The 18,377-nt window shown below is 72.6% G+C and carries 22 protein-coding genes; 11 read left to right on the forward strand and 11 right to left on the reverse strand.

Annotated elements, in window-relative coordinates; translation table 11 throughout:
* Positions 1-42: 42 nt before the first annotated feature.
* Together ACFPLC_RS19605 and ACFPLC_RS19610 are read left to right on the forward strand one after the other, a co-directional pair.
* On the forward strand, positions 43-1,173 hold the full coding sequence (locus tag ACFPLC_RS19605; RefSeq protein ID WP_378195464.1) for a glycosyltransferase family 4 protein: 1,131 nt from the start codon (positions 43-45) through the stop codon (positions 1,171-1,173).
* Between the two features lie 197 nt (positions 1,174-1,370).
* Positions 1,371-2,228, forward strand: coding sequence for a glycosyltransferase family 2 protein (locus ACFPLC_RS19610; RefSeq protein ID WP_378195088.1), 858 nt, complete (start codon positions 1,371-1,373; stop codon positions 2,226-2,228).
* Here ACFPLC_RS19610 and ACFPLC_RS19615 read toward each other — a convergent pair.
* Positions 2,225-2,677: a hypothetical protein gene (locus ACFPLC_RS19615; protein ID WP_378195090.1), complete on the reverse strand. Its 453-nt coding sequence runs from the start codon at positions 2,675-2,677 to the stop codon at positions 2,225-2,227. The two genes, ACFPLC_RS19610 and ACFPLC_RS19615, sit on opposite strands and share 4 nt — an antisense overlap.
* Positions 2,678-2,818: 141 nt before the next feature.
* Here ACFPLC_RS19615 and manB point away from each other — a divergent pair, with 141 nt between their 5' ends.
* Positions 2,819-3,907: a mannose-1-phosphate guanylyltransferase gene (gene manB, locus ACFPLC_RS19620; RefSeq protein ID WP_191316442.1), complete on the forward strand. Its 1,089-nt coding sequence runs from the start codon at positions 2,819-2,821 to the stop codon at positions 3,905-3,907.
* 4 nt (positions 3,908-3,911) lie between these two features.
* Positions 3,912-4,808, forward strand: a complete 897-nt coding sequence (locus ACFPLC_RS19625; RefSeq protein ID WP_378195093.1) for a DNA-3-methyladenine glycosylase family protein — start codon at positions 3,912-3,914, stop codon at positions 4,806-4,808.
* Between the two features lie 112 nt (positions 4,809-4,920).
* Here ACFPLC_RS19625 and ACFPLC_RS19630 read toward each other — a convergent pair whose 3' ends face one another.
* The 7 genes from ACFPLC_RS19630 to ACFPLC_RS19660 are packed head-to-tail and all read right to left on the reverse strand — an operon-like array spanning position 4,921 to position 9,792.
* The gene (locus ACFPLC_RS19630) at positions 4,921-5,262 is read right to left on the reverse strand and encodes a hypothetical protein (protein WP_378195096.1); all 342 of its coding nucleotides are present in this window, start codon (positions 5,260-5,262) and stop codon (positions 4,921-4,923) included.
* The gene (locus ACFPLC_RS19635; RefSeq protein ID WP_191316445.1) at positions 5,262-5,627 is read right to left on the reverse strand and encodes a GntR family transcriptional regulator; all 366 of its coding nucleotides are present in this window, start codon (positions 5,625-5,627) and stop codon (positions 5,262-5,264) included. Before ACFPLC_RS19635 ends, ACFPLC_RS19630 begins: the two co-directional genes overlap by 1 nt.
* Complete coding sequence (locus ACFPLC_RS19640) at positions 5,624-6,082, reverse strand: hypothetical protein (RefSeq protein WP_378195099.1); 459 nt, start codon at positions 6,080-6,082, stop codon at positions 5,624-5,626. The genes ACFPLC_RS19635 and ACFPLC_RS19640 overlap by 4 nt, the downstream gene beginning before the upstream one ends.
* A gap of 27 nt (positions 6,083-6,109) precedes the next feature.
* On the reverse strand, positions 6,110-6,655 hold the full coding sequence (locus ACFPLC_RS19645) for an NUDIX hydrolase (protein ID WP_378195102.1): 546 nt from the start codon (positions 6,653-6,655) through the stop codon (positions 6,110-6,112).
* A complete protein-coding gene (locus tag ACFPLC_RS19650; protein ID WP_378195105.1) occupies positions 6,652-8,046 on the reverse strand; it encodes a coenzyme F420-0:L-glutamate ligase in 1,395 nt (464 codons plus the stop codon). Before ACFPLC_RS19650 ends, ACFPLC_RS19645 begins: the two co-directional genes overlap by 4 nt.
* Positions 7,982-8,971 (reverse strand): 2-phospho-L-lactate transferase, encoded by a 990-nt coding sequence (cofD, locus tag ACFPLC_RS19655; protein ID WP_191316449.1) that lies wholly within the window; start codon positions 8,969-8,971, stop codon positions 7,982-7,984. The genes ACFPLC_RS19650 and cofD overlap by 65 nt, the downstream gene beginning before the upstream one ends.
* Positions 8,968-9,792, reverse strand: coding sequence for a GNAT family N-acetyltransferase (locus tag ACFPLC_RS19660; protein ID WP_378195108.1), 825 nt, complete (start codon positions 9,790-9,792; stop codon positions 8,968-8,970). Before ACFPLC_RS19660 ends, cofD begins: the two co-directional genes overlap by 4 nt.
* A gap of 60 nt (positions 9,793-9,852) precedes the next feature.
* Here ACFPLC_RS19660 and ACFPLC_RS19665 point away from each other — a divergent pair, with 60 nt between their 5' ends.
* The 3 genes from ACFPLC_RS19665 to dapC all read left to right on the forward strand — a co-directional run bounded on the left by ACFPLC_RS19665 (position 9,853) and on the right by dapC (position 11,553).
* On the forward strand, positions 9,853-10,035 hold the full coding sequence (locus ACFPLC_RS19665; RefSeq protein ID WP_378195111.1) for a hypothetical protein: 183 nt from the start codon (positions 9,853-9,855) through the stop codon (positions 10,033-10,035).
* 109 nt (positions 10,036-10,144) lie between these two features.
* Complete coding sequence (gene fdxA, locus ACFPLC_RS19670; RefSeq protein WP_003083029.1) at positions 10,145-10,465, forward strand: ferredoxin; 321 nt, start codon at positions 10,145-10,147, stop codon at positions 10,463-10,465.
* A complete protein-coding gene (dapC, locus tag ACFPLC_RS19675) occupies positions 10,462-11,553 on the forward strand; it encodes a succinyldiaminopimelate transaminase (protein WP_378195116.1) in 1,092 nt (363 codons plus the stop codon). Before fdxA ends, dapC begins: the two co-directional genes overlap by 4 nt.
* Here dapC and ACFPLC_RS19680 read toward each other — a convergent pair.
* Positions 11,547-12,170, reverse strand: coding sequence for a TetR/AcrR family transcriptional regulator (locus ACFPLC_RS19680; protein ID WP_378195119.1), 624 nt, complete (start codon positions 12,168-12,170; stop codon positions 11,547-11,549). The two genes, dapC and ACFPLC_RS19680, sit on opposite strands and share 7 nt — an antisense overlap.
* A gap of 81 nt (positions 12,171-12,251) precedes the next feature.
* On the opposite strand from ACFPLC_RS19680, the gene ACFPLC_RS19685 reads away from it, so the two are divergent.
* Positions 12,252-13,658, forward strand: coding sequence for an FAD-dependent monooxygenase (locus ACFPLC_RS19685; protein WP_378195122.1), 1,407 nt, complete (start codon positions 12,252-12,254; stop codon positions 13,656-13,658).
* An 83-nt stretch (positions 13,659-13,741) separates the two neighbouring features.
* Here the strand turns inward: ACFPLC_RS19685 and dapD are convergent, their stop codons facing one another.
* Positions 13,742-14,725: a 2,3,4,5-tetrahydropyridine-2,6-dicarboxylate N-succinyltransferase gene (dapD, locus tag ACFPLC_RS19690; protein ID WP_378195125.1), complete on the reverse strand. Its 984-nt coding sequence runs from the start codon at positions 14,723-14,725 to the stop codon at positions 13,742-13,744.
* Positions 14,726-14,753: 28 nt separating this feature from the next.
* Positions 14,754-15,164 (reverse strand): hypothetical protein, encoded by a 411-nt coding sequence (locus ACFPLC_RS19695; RefSeq protein ID WP_378195467.1) that lies wholly within the window; start codon positions 15,162-15,164, stop codon positions 14,754-14,756.
* A gap of 44 nt (positions 15,165-15,208) precedes the next feature.
* Here ACFPLC_RS19695 and dapE point away from each other — a divergent pair, with 44 nt between their 5' ends.
* The 3 genes from dapE (at position 15,209) to ACFPLC_RS19710 (ending at position 18,352) form a co-directional block, all read left to right on the forward strand.
* Positions 15,209-16,279, forward strand: a complete 1,071-nt coding sequence (gene dapE / locus ACFPLC_RS19700; protein ID WP_378195127.1) for a succinyl-diaminopimelate desuccinylase — start codon at positions 15,209-15,211, stop codon at positions 16,277-16,279.
* Between the two features lie 150 nt (positions 16,280-16,429).
* Positions 16,430-17,227: a DUF3152 domain-containing protein gene (locus ACFPLC_RS19705; RefSeq protein ID WP_378195129.1), complete on the forward strand. Its 798-nt coding sequence runs from the start codon at positions 16,430-16,432 to the stop codon at positions 17,225-17,227.
* Between the two features lie 21 nt (positions 17,228-17,248).
* Complete coding sequence (locus tag ACFPLC_RS19710) at positions 17,249-18,352, forward strand: NADAR family protein (RefSeq protein ID WP_378195132.1); 1,104 nt, start codon at positions 17,249-17,251, stop codon at positions 18,350-18,352.
* Positions 18,353-18,377 lie beyond the last annotated feature (25 nt).

The following is an 18,377-nucleotide window of genomic DNA, read 5'->3' on the forward strand; positions in this document are numbered from 1 at the left end:
GGGGTGCCGCCGTACCCTGCAGGGGTGAGCGAAGACCCCCGGGTGCTGATCGACGCGACCGCGGTTCCCGCGGACCGCGGCGGCGTCGGCCGGTACGTGGATTCGCTCGTCGCCGCCCTCGACGCGGACGGGGCCCGGCTCACCGTCGTCTGCCAGCCCCGCGACCTGCAGCTTTACGACGAGCTGGCGCCGCGTTCCCGCGTCGTGCCCGCTTCGCCGGCCACGACCACCCGCACGGCCCGCCTGACCTGGGAACAAGCGACCCTGCCGCGACTGGCGCGCCGCCTCGGCGCCGACGTCGTCCACTCGCCGCACTACACGATGCCGCTCGCGACTTCAGCCGCCTCGGTGGTCACGCTGCACGACGCGACCTTCTTCACCGACGCCGTCCTGCACTCGTCGGTGAAGGCCCGCTTCTTCCGCGCTTGGACGGCGACGGCGCTTCGCCGCGCGACGCTGTGCGTGGTGCCTTCGGCGGCAACGGCCATCGAGCTGGCCCGCGTCGGCCCGGTGCGGCACGCTTCCCTGGAAGTGATTCACCACGGCGTCGACAGCGAGCGCTTCCACCCGCCGTCCCCCGAGGAGGTCGCGGCGGCCCGCGCGGCCGTCGGCCTGGGGCGGACGCCGTACGTGGCGTTCCTCGGGGCGCTGGAGCCGCGGAAGAACGTGCCCGCGTTGATCCGCGGGTTCGCGCGGGCGGTGGCCGGGCGTGCCGACGCGCCGGCGTTGGTGCTGGCGGGGCAGCCGGGCTGGGACACCCAGGTGGAGCGGGCGCTGGACGCCGTCCCGCACCGCCTGCGCGTGATCCGGGCGGGCTACCTGCCGTTCGGCACGCTGGCGGGGTTCCTGGGCGGGGCGGAGCTGGTGGCGTACCCGTCGCTGGGCGAGGGGTTCGGGCTCCCGGTCCTGGAGGCGATGGCGTGCGGCGCGTGCGTCCTGACCACCCGCCGGCTGTCACTCCCGGAGGTCGGCGGCGACGCGGTGGCGTACTGCGGCGTCGGCGCGGGCGACGTCGCGGCGGCGTTGGGCGAGCTACTGGCCGACCCGGGACGCCGGGCCGAGCTGGCCACGGCCGCGCAGCAGCGCGCGAAGGAGTTCTCCTGGGCCACGACGGCGGAGCGGCACCGGGAGGCGTACGCCAAGGCCTGGTCCCGCCACCTCCGCACCCGCTGAACCGTGATCCGACGGTCGACTCGCGTGATTGAAGGGCCGACACGCGTGATTGAAGGGTCGACACGGCAGCGGCAGCCTCGCGCGGCGTGTCGTCCCCGCAATCACGCGTGTCGGCTTCCTGATCACGCGAGTCGGCTCTTCCGTCACGGGCTTCGGGGTGGCGGGGTTGCGCTGGGTGACGAGTGGACAATGGCCGGGTGACTGAGGCATCCCGCTACGGCGACGAACTCGGCGTCGTGACCGTGACGTACTTCTCCGGCGACACCCTCGAGCGCTTCCTCGACACCCTCGAGAAGGCCACCGAGCGGCCGGTCCAGGTGGTCGTGGCCGACACCGTCTCCACCGACGGTGCTCCCGAGAAGGCCGCGAAGCGCGCGAACGTGCACCTGCTCAGCATCGGCGAGAACGTCGGCTACGGGACCGGCTGCAACCGCGGTGTCGCCGAACTGGACGACTCCTACGGCTGGATCGTCATCGCCAACCCCGACCTCGAATGGGAGCCCGGCTCGCTCGACGGGCTGCTCGAGGCGGCCAAGCGGTGGCCGCGCGGGGGCGCCTTCGGGCCGCTGATCCACGAGCTCGACGGGACCGTCTACCCCTCCGCGCGGGAGCTGCCCTCGTTCGGCCGCGGCATCGGGCACGCCGCCTTCGGCAAGGTCTGGCCCGGGAACCCGTGGACGCGGCAGTACCGGCAGGAGACCGGCACGCCCGTCGAGCGCGTCGCGGGCTGGCTGTCCGGCTCGTGCCTGCTGCTGCGCCGGGAGGCGTTCGAGTCGGTCGGCGGCTTCGACTCGCGGTACTTCATGTACTTCGAGGACGTCGACCTCGGCGACCGGCTGGGCAAGGCGGGCTGGCTGAACGTCTACGTGCCCTCGGTCGGTGTCATGCACCTCGGCGGGCACTCGACGTCGCAGGCGTCGAAGAAGATGCTCGCCGCGCACCACGCCAGCGCCTACCGCTACCTCGCCGACCGCCACCAGGGGCTCGCCTGGAAGCCGGTGCTGGCCGCCGTGAAGCTCGGCCTCGCGCTGCGGCTGAAGCTGGAAACCCGCTAGATCCCGTCGAGCCGGCGCGAAAGGTCGGACTTGCCGATGTTCTGCGTCACCGTCGGCACCAGGCCGGTGTCCTCCGGGTCCGGCTCCTTCAGCGGGCTCGTGATCTGCTCGGCCTGGGGCCGGCGGGACAGCGGGGTCGGCATCGGCGTCGTCGGCGACGGCGTGCTCAGCGGCGTCGTCGGCTGCGTGCGGCGGCCGCCCTGGGCCTCCATCCGCCGGGTCGGCGCCGAGCCGGCCAGCGGGTGGTCGTTCTCCTCGATCAGCGACGCCGGGAGCTGTGTGGTCGTGTCCGGGTCGCGGCTGCGGTCGAGCCCGTCGATCTGCGCGCGCGGGATCTGCTGGGTGTTCGCCGAGTCCATCGGTGACGTCGCGCTGTCGGGTGTCACGACGAACACTCCGCGCGCCTGGGCTCGTGCGAGCAGGGCGTCCGCCCGATCGCGGGGGTCCATTCCCTCGGCCTCCCGACTGACCCGGGGCCCTCTGGGGAAAGGCCCGCCTGTTTCCTGTCTAGGGTAGGCCCTCCGGGCGACCTCCGTCAGGGTTTCCCGCGGCTTGTCGCTCAGCGGTGCGTGATAAAAGAGGAGATTTCCGTGACGTCCGAGGTCCGAACCGACGCCGTCGACGCCGTCGTGCTGGTCGGGGGCAAGGGCACGCGCCTCCGGCCATTGACGCTGTCGGCGCCGAAGCCGATGCTCCCCACGGCCGGGACGCCGTACCTGAGCCACCTGTTCTCGCGCATCCGCGAGGCCGGCATCCGGCACGTCGTGCTGGGCACGAGCTACCGTGCGGAGGTGTTCGAGGAGTACTTCGGCGACGGCCAGTCGATCGGCCTTGACCTGGAGTACGTGGTCGAGGAGGAGCCGCTCGACACCGCGGGCGCGATCCGCAACGTGTACGACAAGCTGCGCGCCGACCACGTGATCGTCTTCAACGGCGACATCATCTCCGGCTCGGACCTCGGCGAGCAGCTGCGCGTCCACCGCGAATCCGAGGCCGACGTCACCCTGCACCTGCAGCGCGTGCCGGACCCCAGCCGGTTCGGCTCGGTGCCGACCGACGAGACCGGCCGCGTCCAGGCGTTCCTCGAGAAGACGCCGAACCCGCCGACCGACCAGATCAACGCCGGGTGCTACGTGTTCCGCCGTCCGGTGATCGAGGCCATCCCGACCGGGCGGCGGGTGTCGGTCGAGCGCGAGACGTTCCCGCAGCTGCTGGAGCAGGGCGCGCACATCCAGGGCTTCGTCGACGAGTCGTACTGGCTGGACGTCGGGACGCCCGAGGCGTTCGTGCGCGGCTCGGCCGACCTCGTGCGCGGCCTGGCGCCGACGTCGGCGCTGCCGGGCCGTCCCGGTGACTTCCTGGTGCTCGACGGCGCGTCGGTGGCCGAGGACGCCCAGCTGTCCGGTGGGTCGACGATCGGTGTCGCCGCCGTGGTCGGCTCGGGCGCGAAGATCGACGGATCGGTGCTGTTCGACGGCGCGGCGGTCTCCGAGGGCGCGATCGTCGAGCGTTCGGTGCTCGGGCACGGCGCCCGCGTCGGCGCCGGCGCGGTGCTGCGCGGCGTGGTGCTGGGTGACGGCGTGTCCGTCGGGGCCGGCTGCGAGCTCCTGGACGGCGCGCGCGTCTGGCCGGACGTGGTGCTGCCCGACGGGTCCGTCCGCTTTTCGAGCGACGCGTAGCCCGATGTTCTGGCGTCCCGCGTTCGAAGTCGACCTGGACCGGGTCCTGCGTCCGCTGAAGCGTGGGCGCGGGTCGCTCAACATCCTCACCGACGAGCGCGGCATCACCTGGCTCACCTCGAATACGCCGGACGGCCCCGGCACGCTGGCGTTGCGGCGGCATTCCGACGGCCGGATCGAGGCCGCGGCCTGGGGTTCCTCGAAGGACCGGCTGCTCGCCGGCGTGCCCGCTTTGCTGGGGGCCGACGACGACGATTCGGGGTTCGTCGCGCACCACGACGTCGTCGCGCGGGCCCGGCGGGCGAATCCCGGTCTGCGGCTCGGGGCGACCGGGGTCGTGTGGGACTGGCTGGTGCTCGCCGTGCTGGAGCAGAAGGTGGCGGGCAAGGAGGCGATCCGGTCGTGGGCGGAGCTGTGCCGCCGGTTCGGCACGCCCGCCCCCGGCCCGGGTCCCGAGCGGCTGCGCGTGCCCCCGGGGCCGTCGGCACTGCTGGCGCTGCCGGACTGGCACTGGCACCGGGCGGGCGTCGACATCAAGCGCCGGACGGCCCTGGTGAACGCGGCCCGGATCGCCGGTCATCTGGAGCGCGCGGTGGAGCTGGGCGGGCTCGAGGGACGGCACTGGCTGCGCCAGGTCCCGGGCATCGGGGTGTGGACGGCGGCGGAGATCGCCCAGCGCGCCTGGGGCGACCCGGACGCGGTGAGCTTCGGCGACTACAACATCCCGTCGATGGTGGGCCACGCGGTGCTGGGCACGAAACTCGACGACGCGGGGATGGCCGAGGTGCTGAAGCCGTACGCACCGCAGCGGCAGCGGGCCGTGCGGTACCTGGAGGCGGCCGGGCACACGCGGCCGCGGTTCGGGCCGCGGATCGAGTTGCGCGACTACCGCGCGATGTAGGGGCGCCTTCCGGACGTCATGAATGAGTCATTCACGGCTTGTGGCGCCATGAATGAGTCATTCAAGACTCGCGGGGGCGGCGGCGACCGCGGAAGTCCTTGAAGGCCGCGAACTACTGCTGCGGGGGATAACCACCCGGCGGGGGCGGGTACGGCGGTTGCTGGCCCGGGAAACCCGGCGGTTGCTGGCCGGGGAAGCCCGGTGGCTGCTGGCCCGGGTAACCCTGCTGGCCGGGATACCCCTGCTGCGGCGGGTAACCCGGCGGCTGCTGCCCCGGAAAGCCCTGACCCGGGAAGCCTTGCTGCGGCGGATATCCCGGCTGCTGCTGGTACCCCGGGTACTGCGGCGGGTACGGCGGCTGCTTCGGCTTGTTCCCGTTCACGACGAGCAGCACCACGCCGACGACGCCGGCGATCACCAGCAGGATGATCAGCAGCATCAGGACGCTCACCATCAGCCGTTCCCCTCGTCGAGTGCCGCGCGGACGATCGACAGCGCCTCGGCGTCGTCGAGGCCGAGCTTACGGGTCGTCTTCGCGTACTCCGCCGCCGCCTGCTGGGCTCGGCGGCGGGTCTGGTCGCCCGCGGCCGCGACGAAGCTGCCCGCGCGGCCGCGGGTCTCGATCAGGCCCGCTTCCTCCAGCTCGCGGTACGCGCGCGCCACGGTGTTCGGGGCGATGCCGAGGTCGGCCGCGAGCTGCCGGACCGTGGGCAGCTTCGTGCCCACGGCCAGGCTCCGGTCGTTGATCCGCGCCGCGAGCCCGCTCCGGACCTGCTCGAACGGCGGGACCGGCGAACTGCTGTCGAAGGGGACGATCACCAGCTCTGCGGACCCGCTCCCGGGCCCGGCAGCTGCTGCTGCGGGAATGACGGCCCCTGCGGCGCGTACTGCTGCGGCGCCGGCGGATATCCCGGCTGCTGCGGGAACCCCTGCTGCGGCGAAGGCGGCGGGTACCCCGGCGCGAACCCGGGTGGCTGCGCGAATCCCGGCGGCGGACCCGCGGGGGCGAAACCCTGCGTCTGAGCTTGACCCGCCGGCGCCGGGAAGCCCGGCTGCGCGAACCCCTGCTGCGGCGGGAAACCCGGGTTGGGCGGGAACGGCCCGCCGTTCTTCATCGCCTCTTCGCGCCGCATCTTCGACACCCGGACGATCACCGCGATGACGAACACGATGACGCCCAGGATGATCAGCCCGAGCACGATGTACCCGAACACGCCGGTGTCGCCGCCACCGCCGGAGTGGTAGTGCACCCGCTCCGGGAACTGTGTAGCCATGTGGTCCCTCCCTGTCCGCGGACCAGGTTATCGCCCGGCACCGACAGGAACGGCGGCTTTCACCAGATCGGCGAGATCCTCCGACCCCGCGGGCAGCGCGTCCGCCGGCCACCACCGCAGGTCGTCGGACTCGTCGCTGCGCACCGGCGCGGCGCCCGGCGGGGCGTGCACCGCGAACCGGACGTCGAAGTGCCGGGTCGGCACCCCGAGCGAGCAGGTGATCGGGTGGACGTCCAGGTGCACCGGCTCCGCGGAGATCCGCAGCCCGGCCATCCCCGACTCCTCGGTGGCCTCCCGCAGCGCCGCGCCGGCCAGTGACTCGTCCGACGGCTCGCAGTGGCCACCGAGCTGCAGCCACCGCCCGACGCGCGGGTGCAGCGTCAGCAGCACCTGCGTGCCGGTGTGGTCCAGCACCACCGCCGACGCCGTCAGGTGCCCGGCCGCGCAGGAGCGCTGACACGCATCGTCACGCGCGGCCAGGAAGCCGAGGAAGGCCTGGCGCAGCGACTCCTGGGCCGCCACGGCAGGCCGCCACGACGAAAGCGTCGCGACGGCGTCCGCGTGCAGGCTCACAGCTCCAGCAGCCCTTCCCCGGCCAGTGCCGGTCCCCGCGGCGCCGGCTCGGTGAGCGGCACGCCGATGGCGACCGAGCCCAGCGGCTGCCAGCGTTCGTCCAGGCCGAGGACCTCGCGGACGACGTCGGCGGCGAAGATCGTCGAGCCGATCCAGCACGAGCCGAGGCCCTCGGCCGCCAGCGCGACCAGCAGGCCCTGGACCGCGGCGCCCCCGGCCACGGTGAACATCGTCTTCTCGCAGTCGTTGCGGCGGTCGTCGCGGTAGGTGTGCGCGCCGTCCGGCACCAGGAACGGGATGACGACTTCCGGGGCCCGGTACAGGATGTCGCCCCGGCTGAGCCGCTTCGCGATCTGCTCCTGCGTGAACTCGTCGGACTCGAGGTCGGCCCGCCACGACTCGCGCATCGCGTCCAGCAGCTTCTGCCGCAGCCCGGGATCCCGCAGCCAGACGAACCGCACCGGGTGCGTGTGGTGCGGCGCGGGCGCGGTCAGCGCGGAACCCACCGCCCGCCGGATGGAGGTGGGGGAGACCGGCTCGTCCGCGAACTGCCGCACCGACCGCCGGGCCGGGACGGCCTCCCGACGGCCCTGGGCGACGGCTTCGTTGACGCCCAGCCGGAAGAGGTCCTCCTCCAGCGGGCGGATCAGGTCACGCGCGGACGAGCCGTCGTCCTCGATCGAAAGCCCGCGCACGACCGCGACCGGCGTCCCGCCCAGCTTGCCCTTGACCAGGTCGGCGGCCGCGGCGAGCTCGTCGGCGACGGCCACCTCGGTGACGGCCAGCTCGTTGCCCTGCCCGTCGACCTGCCCGCGGTAGGCGTGCAGCACGCGCAGCCCGGACGAGCCGATCGCGGCGTCGGTCTGCCCGACCCGCCAGGCGCGGCCCATGGTGTCGGTGACGACGACGGCGACCTCGACGCCGAGCCGTTCCCGCAGCCCGTTGCGCAACGCCAGCGCCGACGCGTCCGGGTCCGCGGGCAGCAGCGCCACCTCGTCACCGGCCACATTGGACGCGTCGATACCGGACGCGGCCTGCACGATCCCCAGGTGGTTCTGGGTGATCACGGTGCGCGCGATCCGCGCGACGACCCGCACGGCCTCCTGCTCGACGAGCTTCCGGCGTTCGGCGTCGCGGGCTTCGGGGTCCGACGGCACGCGCACGAGCCTGCCCTCGGCCTTCGAGACGATCTTGCTGGTCACGACCAGGACGTCGCCGGAGCGCAGCCAGGGCGCGGCCTCGACGATCGCGCCGGTCAGGTCGTCGCCCGGGCGGAACTCGGGCAGCCCGGTGACGGGCAGGATCTCCAGCTTGGGCGAGGCATGGTCAGACAACGGGGGCTCCAGCCAGGTCGAGGGCGGCGCGGGCCATCGCCGCGGTCGCGTCCACATCGGACATCAGCAGCGGCACGTCGCGGACGGTCACACCCGGCACGTCCGCGGTCTCGCCTTCGGCGATCAGCCAGCCGTCCAGCACGCCGCCGTCCTTGCGCGAGCCGTAGTGCCGGCCCACCGCCTCCGCCGACGTCTCGACGCCGATCGCGGTCAGGCACGCGTCGGCCATCCCGCGCAGCGCCTTGCCGCCGATGATCGGCGACACCCCGACGACGCCCGCGGACGTCTTGCGCAGCGCGTCCCGGACCCCGGGCACGCCCAGCACGGTGCCCACCGAGACGACCGGGTTCGACGGCGCGAACAGCACGGCGTCGGCGTCCTTCAGCGCCTCCAGCACCCCCGGTGCGGGCTTGGCCTCGTCGTTGCCGACCGCGACGATCGAGTGCGCCTTCGGCTCGGCGCGGTAGCGCACCCACCACTCCTGGAAGTGCACGGCCTTCTGCTGCCCGTCCTGCTCCGGGTCGTCGATGACGACGTGCGTCTCGACCCGGTCGTCGGACATCGGCAGCAGCCGGACGCCGGGCTGCCAGCGGTCGCACAGGGCCTCGGTGACGGCCGAGAGCGGGTAGCCCGCGCGCAGCATCCGCGACCGGATCAGGTGGGTGGCGATGTCCTTGTCGCCGAGGCCGAACCAGGTCGGCTCGGCGCCGTAGGCCGCCAGCTCCTCCTTGACCACCCAGGTCTCGCCCGAGTGCCCCCAGCCGCGTTCTTTGTCGATCCCGCCGCCGAGGGTGTACATGCAGGTGTCCAGGTCGGGGCAGATCCGCAGCCCGTGCATCCAGACGTCGTCGCCGGTGTTCACCAGCGCCGTCACCTCGTGCTCCGACTCGGACGCACCCTCCGGGGACATGCCCAGGGCCGCCTTGACACCCAGCAGGAAGCGGGCCCCGCCCACTCCGCCGACCACTACCACGATCTTCACGACGTCGAATCCTCGCACGAGCCGGGTGCGGGCACCCAGTACCGGTATCTGTGGTGCGGGGCGTAGCCGAGCCCCGCGTAGAGCGCGAGCGCGCCCGAATTCCCCTCCGCGACCTGCAACACCGCGTGGTCCGCTCCGTGTTCCACGCCCCACGCCTGCACCGCGCCCATCAGCGCCGACGCCAGCCCGCGGCGGCGGAAGGCCGGGGCGACCTCGAGGCGGCCGACGTGCAGCCAGCCGTCGACCAGGGCCCCGCGAACGACGCCGGCGACACCGCCCTCGGCCGTCGCGACGCCGTAGCCGACCTTCCCGGAGGTCAGGACCTGCCGCGCGGCCGCCGAGTCCTCCCCCGGTCGCATCACCAGCTCCCACCACCCGGGCGGCGGCTCATCGGTCACTTTCACGTGAAAGCTCCGCTCCGGAGACGTCACTTTCATAGGGAAAGTGGCGTCCGGAGGGCCCGAGGCGTCACTTTCGTAGGGAAAGTTGCGTTTCGGGGTCAGGGGTGCGGTGAGGACGACGACCTCGTGGCCGGCGCCGTGGCCGGTGGCCGGCACCCACCCGGCCGCGGCGATCGCGTGCTCGTTCGGGCTGTCCCGGACCACCTGCACCATGGGGGTGATCGCCCGGTCGTGGGCGAAATCACACACCGCGCGCAGGGCCTCGCCGAGAGGACGGCCGGGGTCGCCGACGGCGAGTGCGCTGTTGGCCCGCCCGGTGAAACCGTCCGCCCAGCGCAGGCGCCAGTCGCCCAAGGGATCCTCGACCAGCGGCGGCCATGCTCTGCTGCAGGTGATTTCGAGCTTCTCGCGGGCGTTCACCGCTAGATTGTGACGGAGACGGTGAAAGTCACGGGAGCGGATTTCCGCAGGAGGTGAGCCGTGGGTATCCAGCGCAAGGACGAGCGGCACAACGAGAAGCTCGTCGACGAGATCGCCGAAGGGTTCAACCGAGCCGTGGGGGAGAAGAAGCCCGAAAGTGACACAGGCGAGGCACCCACGCCCCGCTTCGTCATCACCGGTGACGCCCGGGCCACCCCGCCCCCGCGCCGCCGTCAGAGGTGAGTGCCATACCCGGGGTATGGCTAAGGCTTGCCTCACCAACCGAACGGGTGCCGACGCCGCGTAATGTCGGCACGGACTGGCTGTTTGCAGAGAAAAGCAGGAGTGCGCAGTGACCTACGTGATCGCCGAGCCCTGCGTCGACGTGCTCGACAAGGCGTGTATCGACGAGTGCCCCGTGGACTGCATCTACGAGGGCGAGCGGATGCTGTACATCCACCCCGACGAGTGCGTCGACTGCGGCGCCTGCGAGCCGGTCTGCCCGGTCGAGGCGATCTACTACGAGGACGACGTCCCGGACAACTGGTCGGACTACACCAAGGCCAACGTCGACTTCTTCGACGAGCTGGGCTCGCCCGGCGGCGCGTCCAAGGTGGGCAAGACCGCGCACGACCCGGCTTTCATCAAGGCGCTGCCCCCGCAGGGCGAATGAACCGGATCGCGCTGCCCGACTTCCCCTGGGATTCGCTCGCCGAGGTCAAGGCCACGGCGCAGGCGCATCCCGGCGGGGTCGTCGACCTCTCCATCGGCACGCCGGTCGACCCGGTCCCGGACGGCATCCGCGAGGCCCTCGCGTCGGTCTCGGCGATCCCCGGGTACCCGACGACCCACGGCATCCCGGCCCTCCGGGACGCCGCGCGGGGAGCGCTGGCGCGGCGGCACGGCGTCGACGGCATCGAGCCGGACGCCGTCCTGCCGACGATCGGGTCCAAGGAGGCCGTGGCCTGGCTGCCGCGGCTGCTCGGCTTCGGCCCCGGCGACGTCGTCGTCATCCCGGAGCTGGCCTACCCGACGTACGAGGTCGGGGTGCTGCTGGCGGGCGCTTCGGTCCTGCGTGCCGACAGCACGGTCGCGCTCGGGCCGCAGAAACCGGCGATGATCTGGCTGAACTCGCCGTCCAACCCGACCGGCCAGGTGCTGCCGGCCGAGCACCTGCGCAAGGTCGTCGAGTGGGCGCGCGAGCGGGACGTCGTCGTGGTCTCCGACGAGTGCTACCTGGCGCTGGGCTGGGAGTCCGACCCGCTGTCGATCCTGCACCCGGACGTCTGCGACGGCCGGACCGACGGGCTGATCGCGGTGCACTCGCTGTCGAAGTCGGCGAACCTGGCCAGCTACCGCGCCGGGTTCCTGACCGGTGACCCCCGCCTGATCAAGCAGCTCCTGGAAGTCCGCAAGCACGCCGGCATGATCGTGCCGCGCCCGGTCCAGGAGGCGATGGTCGCCGCCCTGACCGACGACGAGGCACTGGCGACCCAGCGCGAGCGCTACGCCCGGCGCCGGCTCGTCCTGCGGAAGGCGTTGCTGGACAACGGCTTCCGCATCGACCACTCCGAAGCGGGGCTCTACCTCTGGGCCACCCGCGACGAAGACGCCGCCGCGACGGTCCGGTGGCTGGCCGAGCGCGGGATCCTGGTCGCGCCCGGGACGTTCTACGGCCCGAAGGGCGGCAAGCACGTCCGCGTCGCGCTGACCGCGACGGACGAGCGCGTCGACGCCGCCGTGGAGCGGCTGACTCAGTAGTCGCGGCCGGTGAGGCCCCGGTAGACGAACCGGGTGAGCAGTTCGATCGCCTCTTCGTCGGTCGGCGGTGTCCAGCCCGCCGGCGCCGGTGCACCGTGCAGCCAGGTCGCCGCGAAGGCGTCGACCAAGTTGTAGATCAGCATGCCGCAGCGGTCCGGGTCCGTCGGCAGCCGCATTCCGGCGCGGGTGATGTACGCGAGGTGGTCGTCGAGGTCGGCCGCCTGGGACGCGCCGAACTGCGCCACCGTGCGCGCGAACGACTCGCTGACCATCGCCGCCTGGCGCAGGGCCAGCATGGTCGCCGCGTTGTCCCGGTAGAAGTCCCAGTACTGCTTGACGTGCCAGCGCACGGCGGCGGGGTTGCTGAAGTCGGCCAGGTGGTCTTCGCTGTCGGCGCTCTCGTCGCCTGAGGCCGCGATGTCGGCCATGAGCGCTTCCAGCAGCTCTTCCTTGCCCGCGAAGTGGTTGTAGAACGAACCCGCGGCCCGGCCCGCTTCGGCCGTGATGTCGGTGATCTTCGTGTTCAGGTAGCCCTTCCGGGCGAAGACGCGCTTGGCCGCGGCCTTGAGCGCGGCCTCGGTCTCCGCGGCCTTTTCCTTGCGGCTCGTCGCCGTCATCGCCACCTCCCTTGACACGGAACGCTAGCAGCGCCATTCTGAATTCAGATTCACTGAAATCAAATTCACTGGGAGGGTGACATGGACACTCGGGTGCTGATCGCCGGAGCGGGGCCGACCGGGCTGACGCTGGCCATCGAGCTGGCGCGGCGGGACGTCGCCGTGCGGATCATCGATAAGGCTTCGGAGTACTTCGTCGGCTCGCGCGGCGACGGGATGCAGCCGCGCACGCTGGAGGTGTTCGAGGACCTGGGCGTGCTCGACGCGGTGCTGGCCGCGGGCATGGCCCCCGTGCCGATGCAGATCCACCTCGGCGGCGAGGTCGTCGGCGAGCGGATGATGTTCGACCCGGTCGAGCCGACGCCGTCGCGGCCGTACCCGACCGGCTGGTTCCTCGGCCAGTCGCAGACGGAGGGGATCCTGCGCGACCGGCTGGCCGAGTTCGGCGTGCGCGTGGAGCTCGCGACCGTGCTGACCGGCTTCGAACAGGACACCGACGGTGTCACGGCGACCTTGAGCACGGGGGAGACGGTCCGCGCGGAGTACCTGGTCGGCGCCGACGGCGGCAAGAGCTTCGTCCGCAAGACGCTGGGGATCGCGTTCGAGGGCACCACCGACGAGTCGATCCGGATGCTGCTCGGCGACGTCGTGGCCGAGGGGCTCGACCGGAACTACGGCCACTGGTTCGCGACGCCGGACGAGCCGATGAGCGGCATGATGTTCAGCCCGCTGCCGGGTACCCCGCACTTCCAGTTCGGGGCGGCGCTGGGTGAGGGCGAGACCGACGTCGAGACGGCGTTGCCCGCGGTCCAGGCCCGGCTCGACGCGCTGAGCGGCGGCACGGTCAAGCTGTCCGGCCTGGCCTGGTCGACGGTGTGGCGGCCGAACATCCGCCTGGCGGCCCGCTTCCGCGACGGCCGGGTGTTCCTGGCCGGCGACGCGGCGCACGTCCACCCGCCGACGGGCGGGCAGGGGCTGAACACCGGCGTCCAGGACGGCTACAACCTGGGCTGGAAGCTCGCCGACGGGTCACCGGAGCTGCTGGACAGCTACGAGATCGAGCGGCGCACGGTCGCGGCCCGGGTGCTGGGGGTCTCGGCGGGCCTGCTGCAGAAGTACGTCGACGGCGACGAGGACGCCCACCGGCGCGGGGAGGACACGCAGCAGCTGGACATCACCTACCGCGGCGGCCCGCTGTCCCCGGCGGGGACCGGCGAGCTGCGGCCGGGCGACCGGGCGCCGGACGCGCCGCTGGTGGACGCGAACGGAAAGCGGGTGCGGCTGTTCGAGCTGTTCCGCGGCCCGCACGCGACGGAGCTGATTTTCGGGGACGGTCCTGGTTCCGGCTACCGGATCCTGCCGGCGGGGAGTGTGGCGACCGGAGCGGACCTGGTCGACGAGGGTGGCCACGCGTACGCGGCCTACGAGGCCACGAACGGCCGCCGGGTGCTGATCAGGCCGGACGGGTACGTCTGGTCGATCTCCTGAGGGGGCGGCCGGAACGCAGTGAATGACTCATTCCTGGCGTCGGATGCCAGGAATGAGTCATTCAAGACGTTCGGCGCGGGGGCTCAGTCGTTGGCGTGCAGCGCGGCGTTCAGCTCGACGCCGGCGCCGGTGCGCGGCACGACCTCGACCGCGCCGGTGGCCGAGTTGCGGCGGAACACCGCGCCCGAAATGCCGTTGAGCTCGCGGGCCTTGACGACCTTGCCCTCGACGACGACCTTCGTGCCCGCCGTCACGTACAGGCCCGCCTCGACGACCGTGTCGTCGCCGAGCGAGATGCCGACGCCGCCGTTCGCGCCGATCAGGCAGCGCTCGCCGAGGGAGATCGTCTCCTTGCCGCCGCCGGAAAGCGTGCCCATGATCGAGGCGCCGCCGCCGACGTCCGAGCCGTCGCCGACGACCACGCCCGCCGAAATCCGGCCCTCGACCATCGACGCGCCGAGCGTGCCGGCGTTGAAGTTGACGAAGCCCTCGTGCATCACGGTCGTGCCGGACGCCAGGTGCGCGCCGAGCCGGACGCGATCCGCGTCACCGATCCGGACACCGGACGGCATGACGTAGTCGACCATCCGCGGGAACTTGTCGACGCTGTAGACGGTCACCGTGCCGCGCGAGCGCAGCCGCAGCCGGGTCGTCTCGAAGCCCTCGACCGGGCACGGGCCGTGGTTGGTCCACACGACGTTGGCCAGCAGGCCGAACATGCCGTCGAGGTTCTGGCCGTGCGGGCGGACCAGCCGGTGCGAGAGCAGGTGCAGCCGCAGGTACATGTCGTGGGTGTCCGCGGGCGCGTCGGCGAGCCTGCCGATCGTGGTGCGCACGGCGACCACCTCGACCCCGCGGTCGGTGTCCGGGCCGAGCAGCGCCGCGGCGGCGTCGCCGAGCAGCTCGGTGGCCTCTTCGGCGCCGAGGCGTTCCGTGCCGGGGGTGCCGCTCTCGACCAGCTTGGGGTGCGGGTACCAGGTGTCGAGGACCGTCCCGTCGGTCGTGACGGTGGCCAGCCCGACGCCGCTGGCGCCGGTCGTTTCGGGGTTCGGGCTCTGCTCGCTCACGCCCGACACGGTAGCCGAGTGACGGCGATCAACCACTCGTGGGCCGCGCGTCTACCTGCTTCTTCAGGCCCGAAAGGGCGGCGGCGATGTCGACCAGCGCCTGCGAGCAGGGCCCGCCCGCGGCCGGGACGGTCGTGCAGCCCGCGCTCCGGAACTCCCCGACCGCCTGGTCCAGCTTGGTGGCCTCGGCGGTCAGCTGCGGGTCGCGGTCGTCCGCGCGCTTGCGGGCCGCGCCCGGCACGTTGCCGACCTCGGTGACGTACTTCTCACAGCCCTTCGGCAGCTGGGTGCGCGGGCTGGCGTAGCACTGGTCGACGGTCAGCGCGTCGAGCTTGGTCGGCAGCGCGTCCGGACCGGGCTCGCCGCCCCGGCGCGGGGGCGTGGGCCCGGCCTCGTTCCCGCAGCCCGACAGGACCAGGACCAGCAACGCGCCGCCCACGGCGACTCCGAACCTGCGCACACCCCCACGGTAGCGTGCGGGGCATGAGCCTCGACCTGCACGCCGACCCCGTGGACCTGACCGCAGCGCTGGTGGACATCTTCAGCGTGTCCGGCGCCGAGGCCGAGATCGCGACGGCGGTGCAGGAAGCGCTGCAAACCCAGGCCCCGCACCTCGAGGTCGTCCGCAACGGCGACGCCGTCCTCGCGCGGACCGACCTCGGCCGCGGGTCGCGGGTCGTGCTCGCCGGGCACCTGGACACCGTGCCGGAAAACGGCAACCTGCCTTCGCGGCGTGAAGGCACCGGCGACGAGGAGATCCTGCACGGTCTCGGCACGGTCGACATGAAGGGCGGCGACGCGGTCTTCCTGCACCTCGCGGCGACGCTGCCGTCACCTCGGCACGACGTCACCTTCGTCTTCTACGACAACGAAGAGGTCGAGGCGGTCAAGAACGGGCTGGGCCGGATCGAGCGCGAGCTGCCCGAGTGGCTGGCGGGCGACCTGGCGATCGTCGGCGAGCCGTCGAACGGCGTGATCGAGGCCGGCTGCCAGGGCACCATGCGCGTCGAGCTGCGGCTGGCGGGGAAGCGGGCGCACACCGCGCGGGCGTGGATGGGCGAGAACGCGATCCACGCGCTGGCCGAGCCGCTGCGGCGGCTGGGGGAGTACACGCCGCGGATCGTCGACATCGACGGCCTGACCTACCGGGAGGGCCTCCAGGCGACGTCGATCAGCGGCGGCGTGGCGGGCAACGTGGTCCCGGACGCGGCGGTGCTGACGGTGAACCACCGCTTCGCCCCGGACCGCGACGCGGCGGCGGCCGAACGCCACCTGCGCGAGGTTTTCGACGGTTTCGAACTGTCCGTTGTGGACATGTCGCCGGGCGCGCTGCCGGGCCTGTCCGCCCCCGCGGCGGCGGAACTGGTGGCGGCGGCGGGCGGCCGCGCGGCGGCCAAGCTCGGCTGGACGGACGTGGCCCGCTTCGCGGCGCGCGGCATGCCGGCGGTGAACTTCGGCCCGGGCAACCCGACTTTGGCGCACACGAAGCAGGAAAACGTCCGGACGGCGGAGATCCGGCAGGTCACCGAGGTGCTGCGCAAGTTCCTGGCCTGAACCCGCTGCACCGAACGTCGCAGCGGTGCTGTGGTCGTCGTCACACTCAGGGGCCTGAGCTGCGGTGACGCTGCGCAACCGCAGGTCACCGCAACTTTTCCCGGCCGCGGCCCGTATGTCCTTCTGAAGCCGCGCACCCCGGGAGGACCCATGCCGAAAACCGCACGACGAGCCGCGGCGGTGGCCGTGCTCGCCCTGGCGGTGGCCGGCTGTGGCGGGGAGCGGCAGCCGATCGCCGCGCCCGCGGCCGGGCCGGTCCTCACCGCGATCGGCGAGGCCACCTCGATCCCGCCGCCGCCCGCCGAGCGCGAGCCGGTGACGCAGAGCGCGCCCGTCGAAGCCGCCATCAGCTTCCCGCGGACGGGGTCCGGCCAGTGGATGTTCACCCCGGGCAGCGACGAGGTCGCCGGGAAGTCGGGCCGGCTGATGCGCTACCGGATCGCCATCGAGACCGACATCGACGGCGTCGGGTCCGCCGAGTTCGCCAAGGACATCCGCGCCATCCTCGGGGACCCGCGCGGCTGGACCGCCGGCGGGCAGTGGCGGCTGCAGCAGGTCGGCCCGGCCGACATGGCCGACTTCACCCTCTACCTCGCGACGCCGGCCAGCCGCGACAAGCTGTGCGGCGGCACACCGGACAGCTACACCTCTTGCCGCAACGGCAGCAACGTCGTGCTCAACGTCGCCCGCTGGGCCAACGCCGTCCCGAACTACGGTGCCCCGCTCGACGTCTACCGCCAGTACATGGTCACGCACGAGACCGGGCACCGGCTCGGCCAGGGCCACGAGCTGTGCCCCGGCCCGGGCAAGCCGGCGCCGGTGATGGAGCAGCAGACGCTCGGGCTGCACGGCTGCGTCCCCAACCCGTGGCCGTTCCCGGACGGCGCCCGCGAGTACGCCGGCCCGCCGGGCGAGTACAACGACCCGATCCCGGCGGGCGACTCCTGATCCCCGGCTAGGCTCGCCGGCATGCCGGACAGCACCCCGACGTCGCGCGTGGTCGGCGGCGATGTCGTCGGAGGGCGGCAACGCCTCGTTTTCGTCCGCCACAGCAGCTACTACGTGCTCGACACGCTCGCCGTCTTCGCGGACGGCGCCGTCCTCTGGAACTACGAAGCGACCGATTTCGACGGTCTCCGCGCCGCGTTCGACGACGGCACGCTGACCCTGACCCCGCCCGAGGGCGTGCCACTCGTCATCACCGGCGCGGCCAAGGGAACCGTGCCGGCGCTGGAGTCGTGGCTGACTCCGGAGCTGCTGATCGGCGAGCTCGCCGACGAGGTCGACAAGCTCAACGACCGGCCGGATTCCTCCCGGCGCTGCTGGGACGCCTCGGTGGCGTACGCCGCGGATCCGACCGGGGCCAACCTCGAGCTCGTCCGCGAGGCCTACCACGCGGTACCCGAGCACCGTCGGATCTACCTGCTCGGCGACATGGACCAGAACGACGTCCCGGTGCGGATCCTGCTCGCCGAGGTGGGCGAGACGATCCCGGCCCGGGACGAAGGCCGGACGCTCACGGTGACCCCGGAGCTCCGGGAGTGGGCCCTCGGCTACTTCCGCCGGAGCGAGGCCGGGGTCGCCGGAGAACAGGCGCGACGGGTCGCGGACGGACCGGAGACGACCGTCCCGCTGGTGGTGGGCGGGCGCGTGTACCCGAGTGGCTGGCCCGATCCAGCGGGTCCGGAGGTCCTGCAGATCGACTACCCGGCGGCGGTGACCCACGGCGGCCGGGAGTACGCGAGCGTCATGCACGCCTACTGGGCGCTGTCCACCGACGACGCCGGTTGGCGCGACCGGATCGCCGCGGCCGCCCGGGGCATCGACGCGCGGAGCCTCGGCGAGGAGGCGCCCCGGCGGGCGGGCTGGCCGGCGGCCCGGCTGGGCGTGATGGCCGCGCTGCTGCGGGACAAGTTCGAGCGCCACCCGGCCATGGCGGCGACGCTGCTGGACACGGGCGACGCCCGCCTGCTCTACAGCGACTGGGCTTCGAAGTACTGGAGTGCCGGCGGCGCCAACTGGCTGGGCCGGCTCCTGGAACTCACCCGCTCCGAGCTGGCGGCTCGTGAGTGAGAAACAGTGTTCTAACACTGTTTCT

It is taken from the genome of Amycolatopsis plumensis (assembly GCF_042652605.1).
Classification (GTDB): Bacteria; Actinomycetota; Actinomycetes; order Mycobacteriales; family Pseudonocardiaceae; genus Amycolatopsis; species Amycolatopsis plumensis.

Coding starts and splice junctions, on each gene's coding strand:
- ACFPLC_RS19615 (WP_378195090.1), bottom strand. CDS start 2,677: ATGGACCCCCGCGATCGGGCGGACGCCCTGCTCGCACGAGCCCAGGCG.
- ACFPLC_RS19625 (WP_378195093.1), top strand. CDS start 3,912: ATGTTCTGGCGTCCCGCGTTCGAAGTCGACCTGGACCGGGTCCTGCGT.
- ACFPLC_RS19630 (WP_378195096.1), bottom strand. CDS start 5,262: ATGGTGAGCGTCCTGATGCTGCTGATCATCCTGCTGGTGATCGCCGGC.
- ACFPLC_RS19640 (WP_378195099.1), bottom strand. CDS start 6,082: ATGGCTACACAGTTCCCGGAGCGGGTGCACTACCACTCCGGCGGTGGC.
- ACFPLC_RS19650 (WP_378195105.1), bottom strand. CDS start 8,046: ATGTGGACGCGACCGCGGCGATGGCCCGCGCCGCCCTCGACCTGGCTG.
- dapC (WP_378195116.1), top strand. CDS start 10,462: ATGAACCGGATCGCGCTGCCCGACTTCCCCTGGGATTCGCTCGCCGAG.
- ACFPLC_RS19680 (WP_378195119.1), bottom strand. CDS start 12,170: ATGACGGCGACGAGCCGCAAGGAAAAGGCCGCGGAGACCGAGGCCGCG.
- ACFPLC_RS19685 (WP_378195122.1), top strand. CDS start 12,252: ATGGACACTCGGGTGCTGATCGCCGGAGCGGGGCCGACCGGGCTGACG.
- dapE (WP_378195127.1), top strand. CDS start 15,209: ATGAGCCTCGACCTGCACGCCGACCCCGTGGACCTGACCGCAGCGCTG.
- ACFPLC_RS19705 (WP_378195129.1), top strand. CDS start 16,430: ATGCCGAAAACCGCACGACGAGCCGCGGCGGTGGCCGTGCTCGCCCTG.
- ACFPLC_RS19710 (WP_378195132.1), top strand. CDS start 17,249: ATGCCGGACAGCACCCCGACGTCGCGCGTGGTCGGCGGCGATGTCGTC.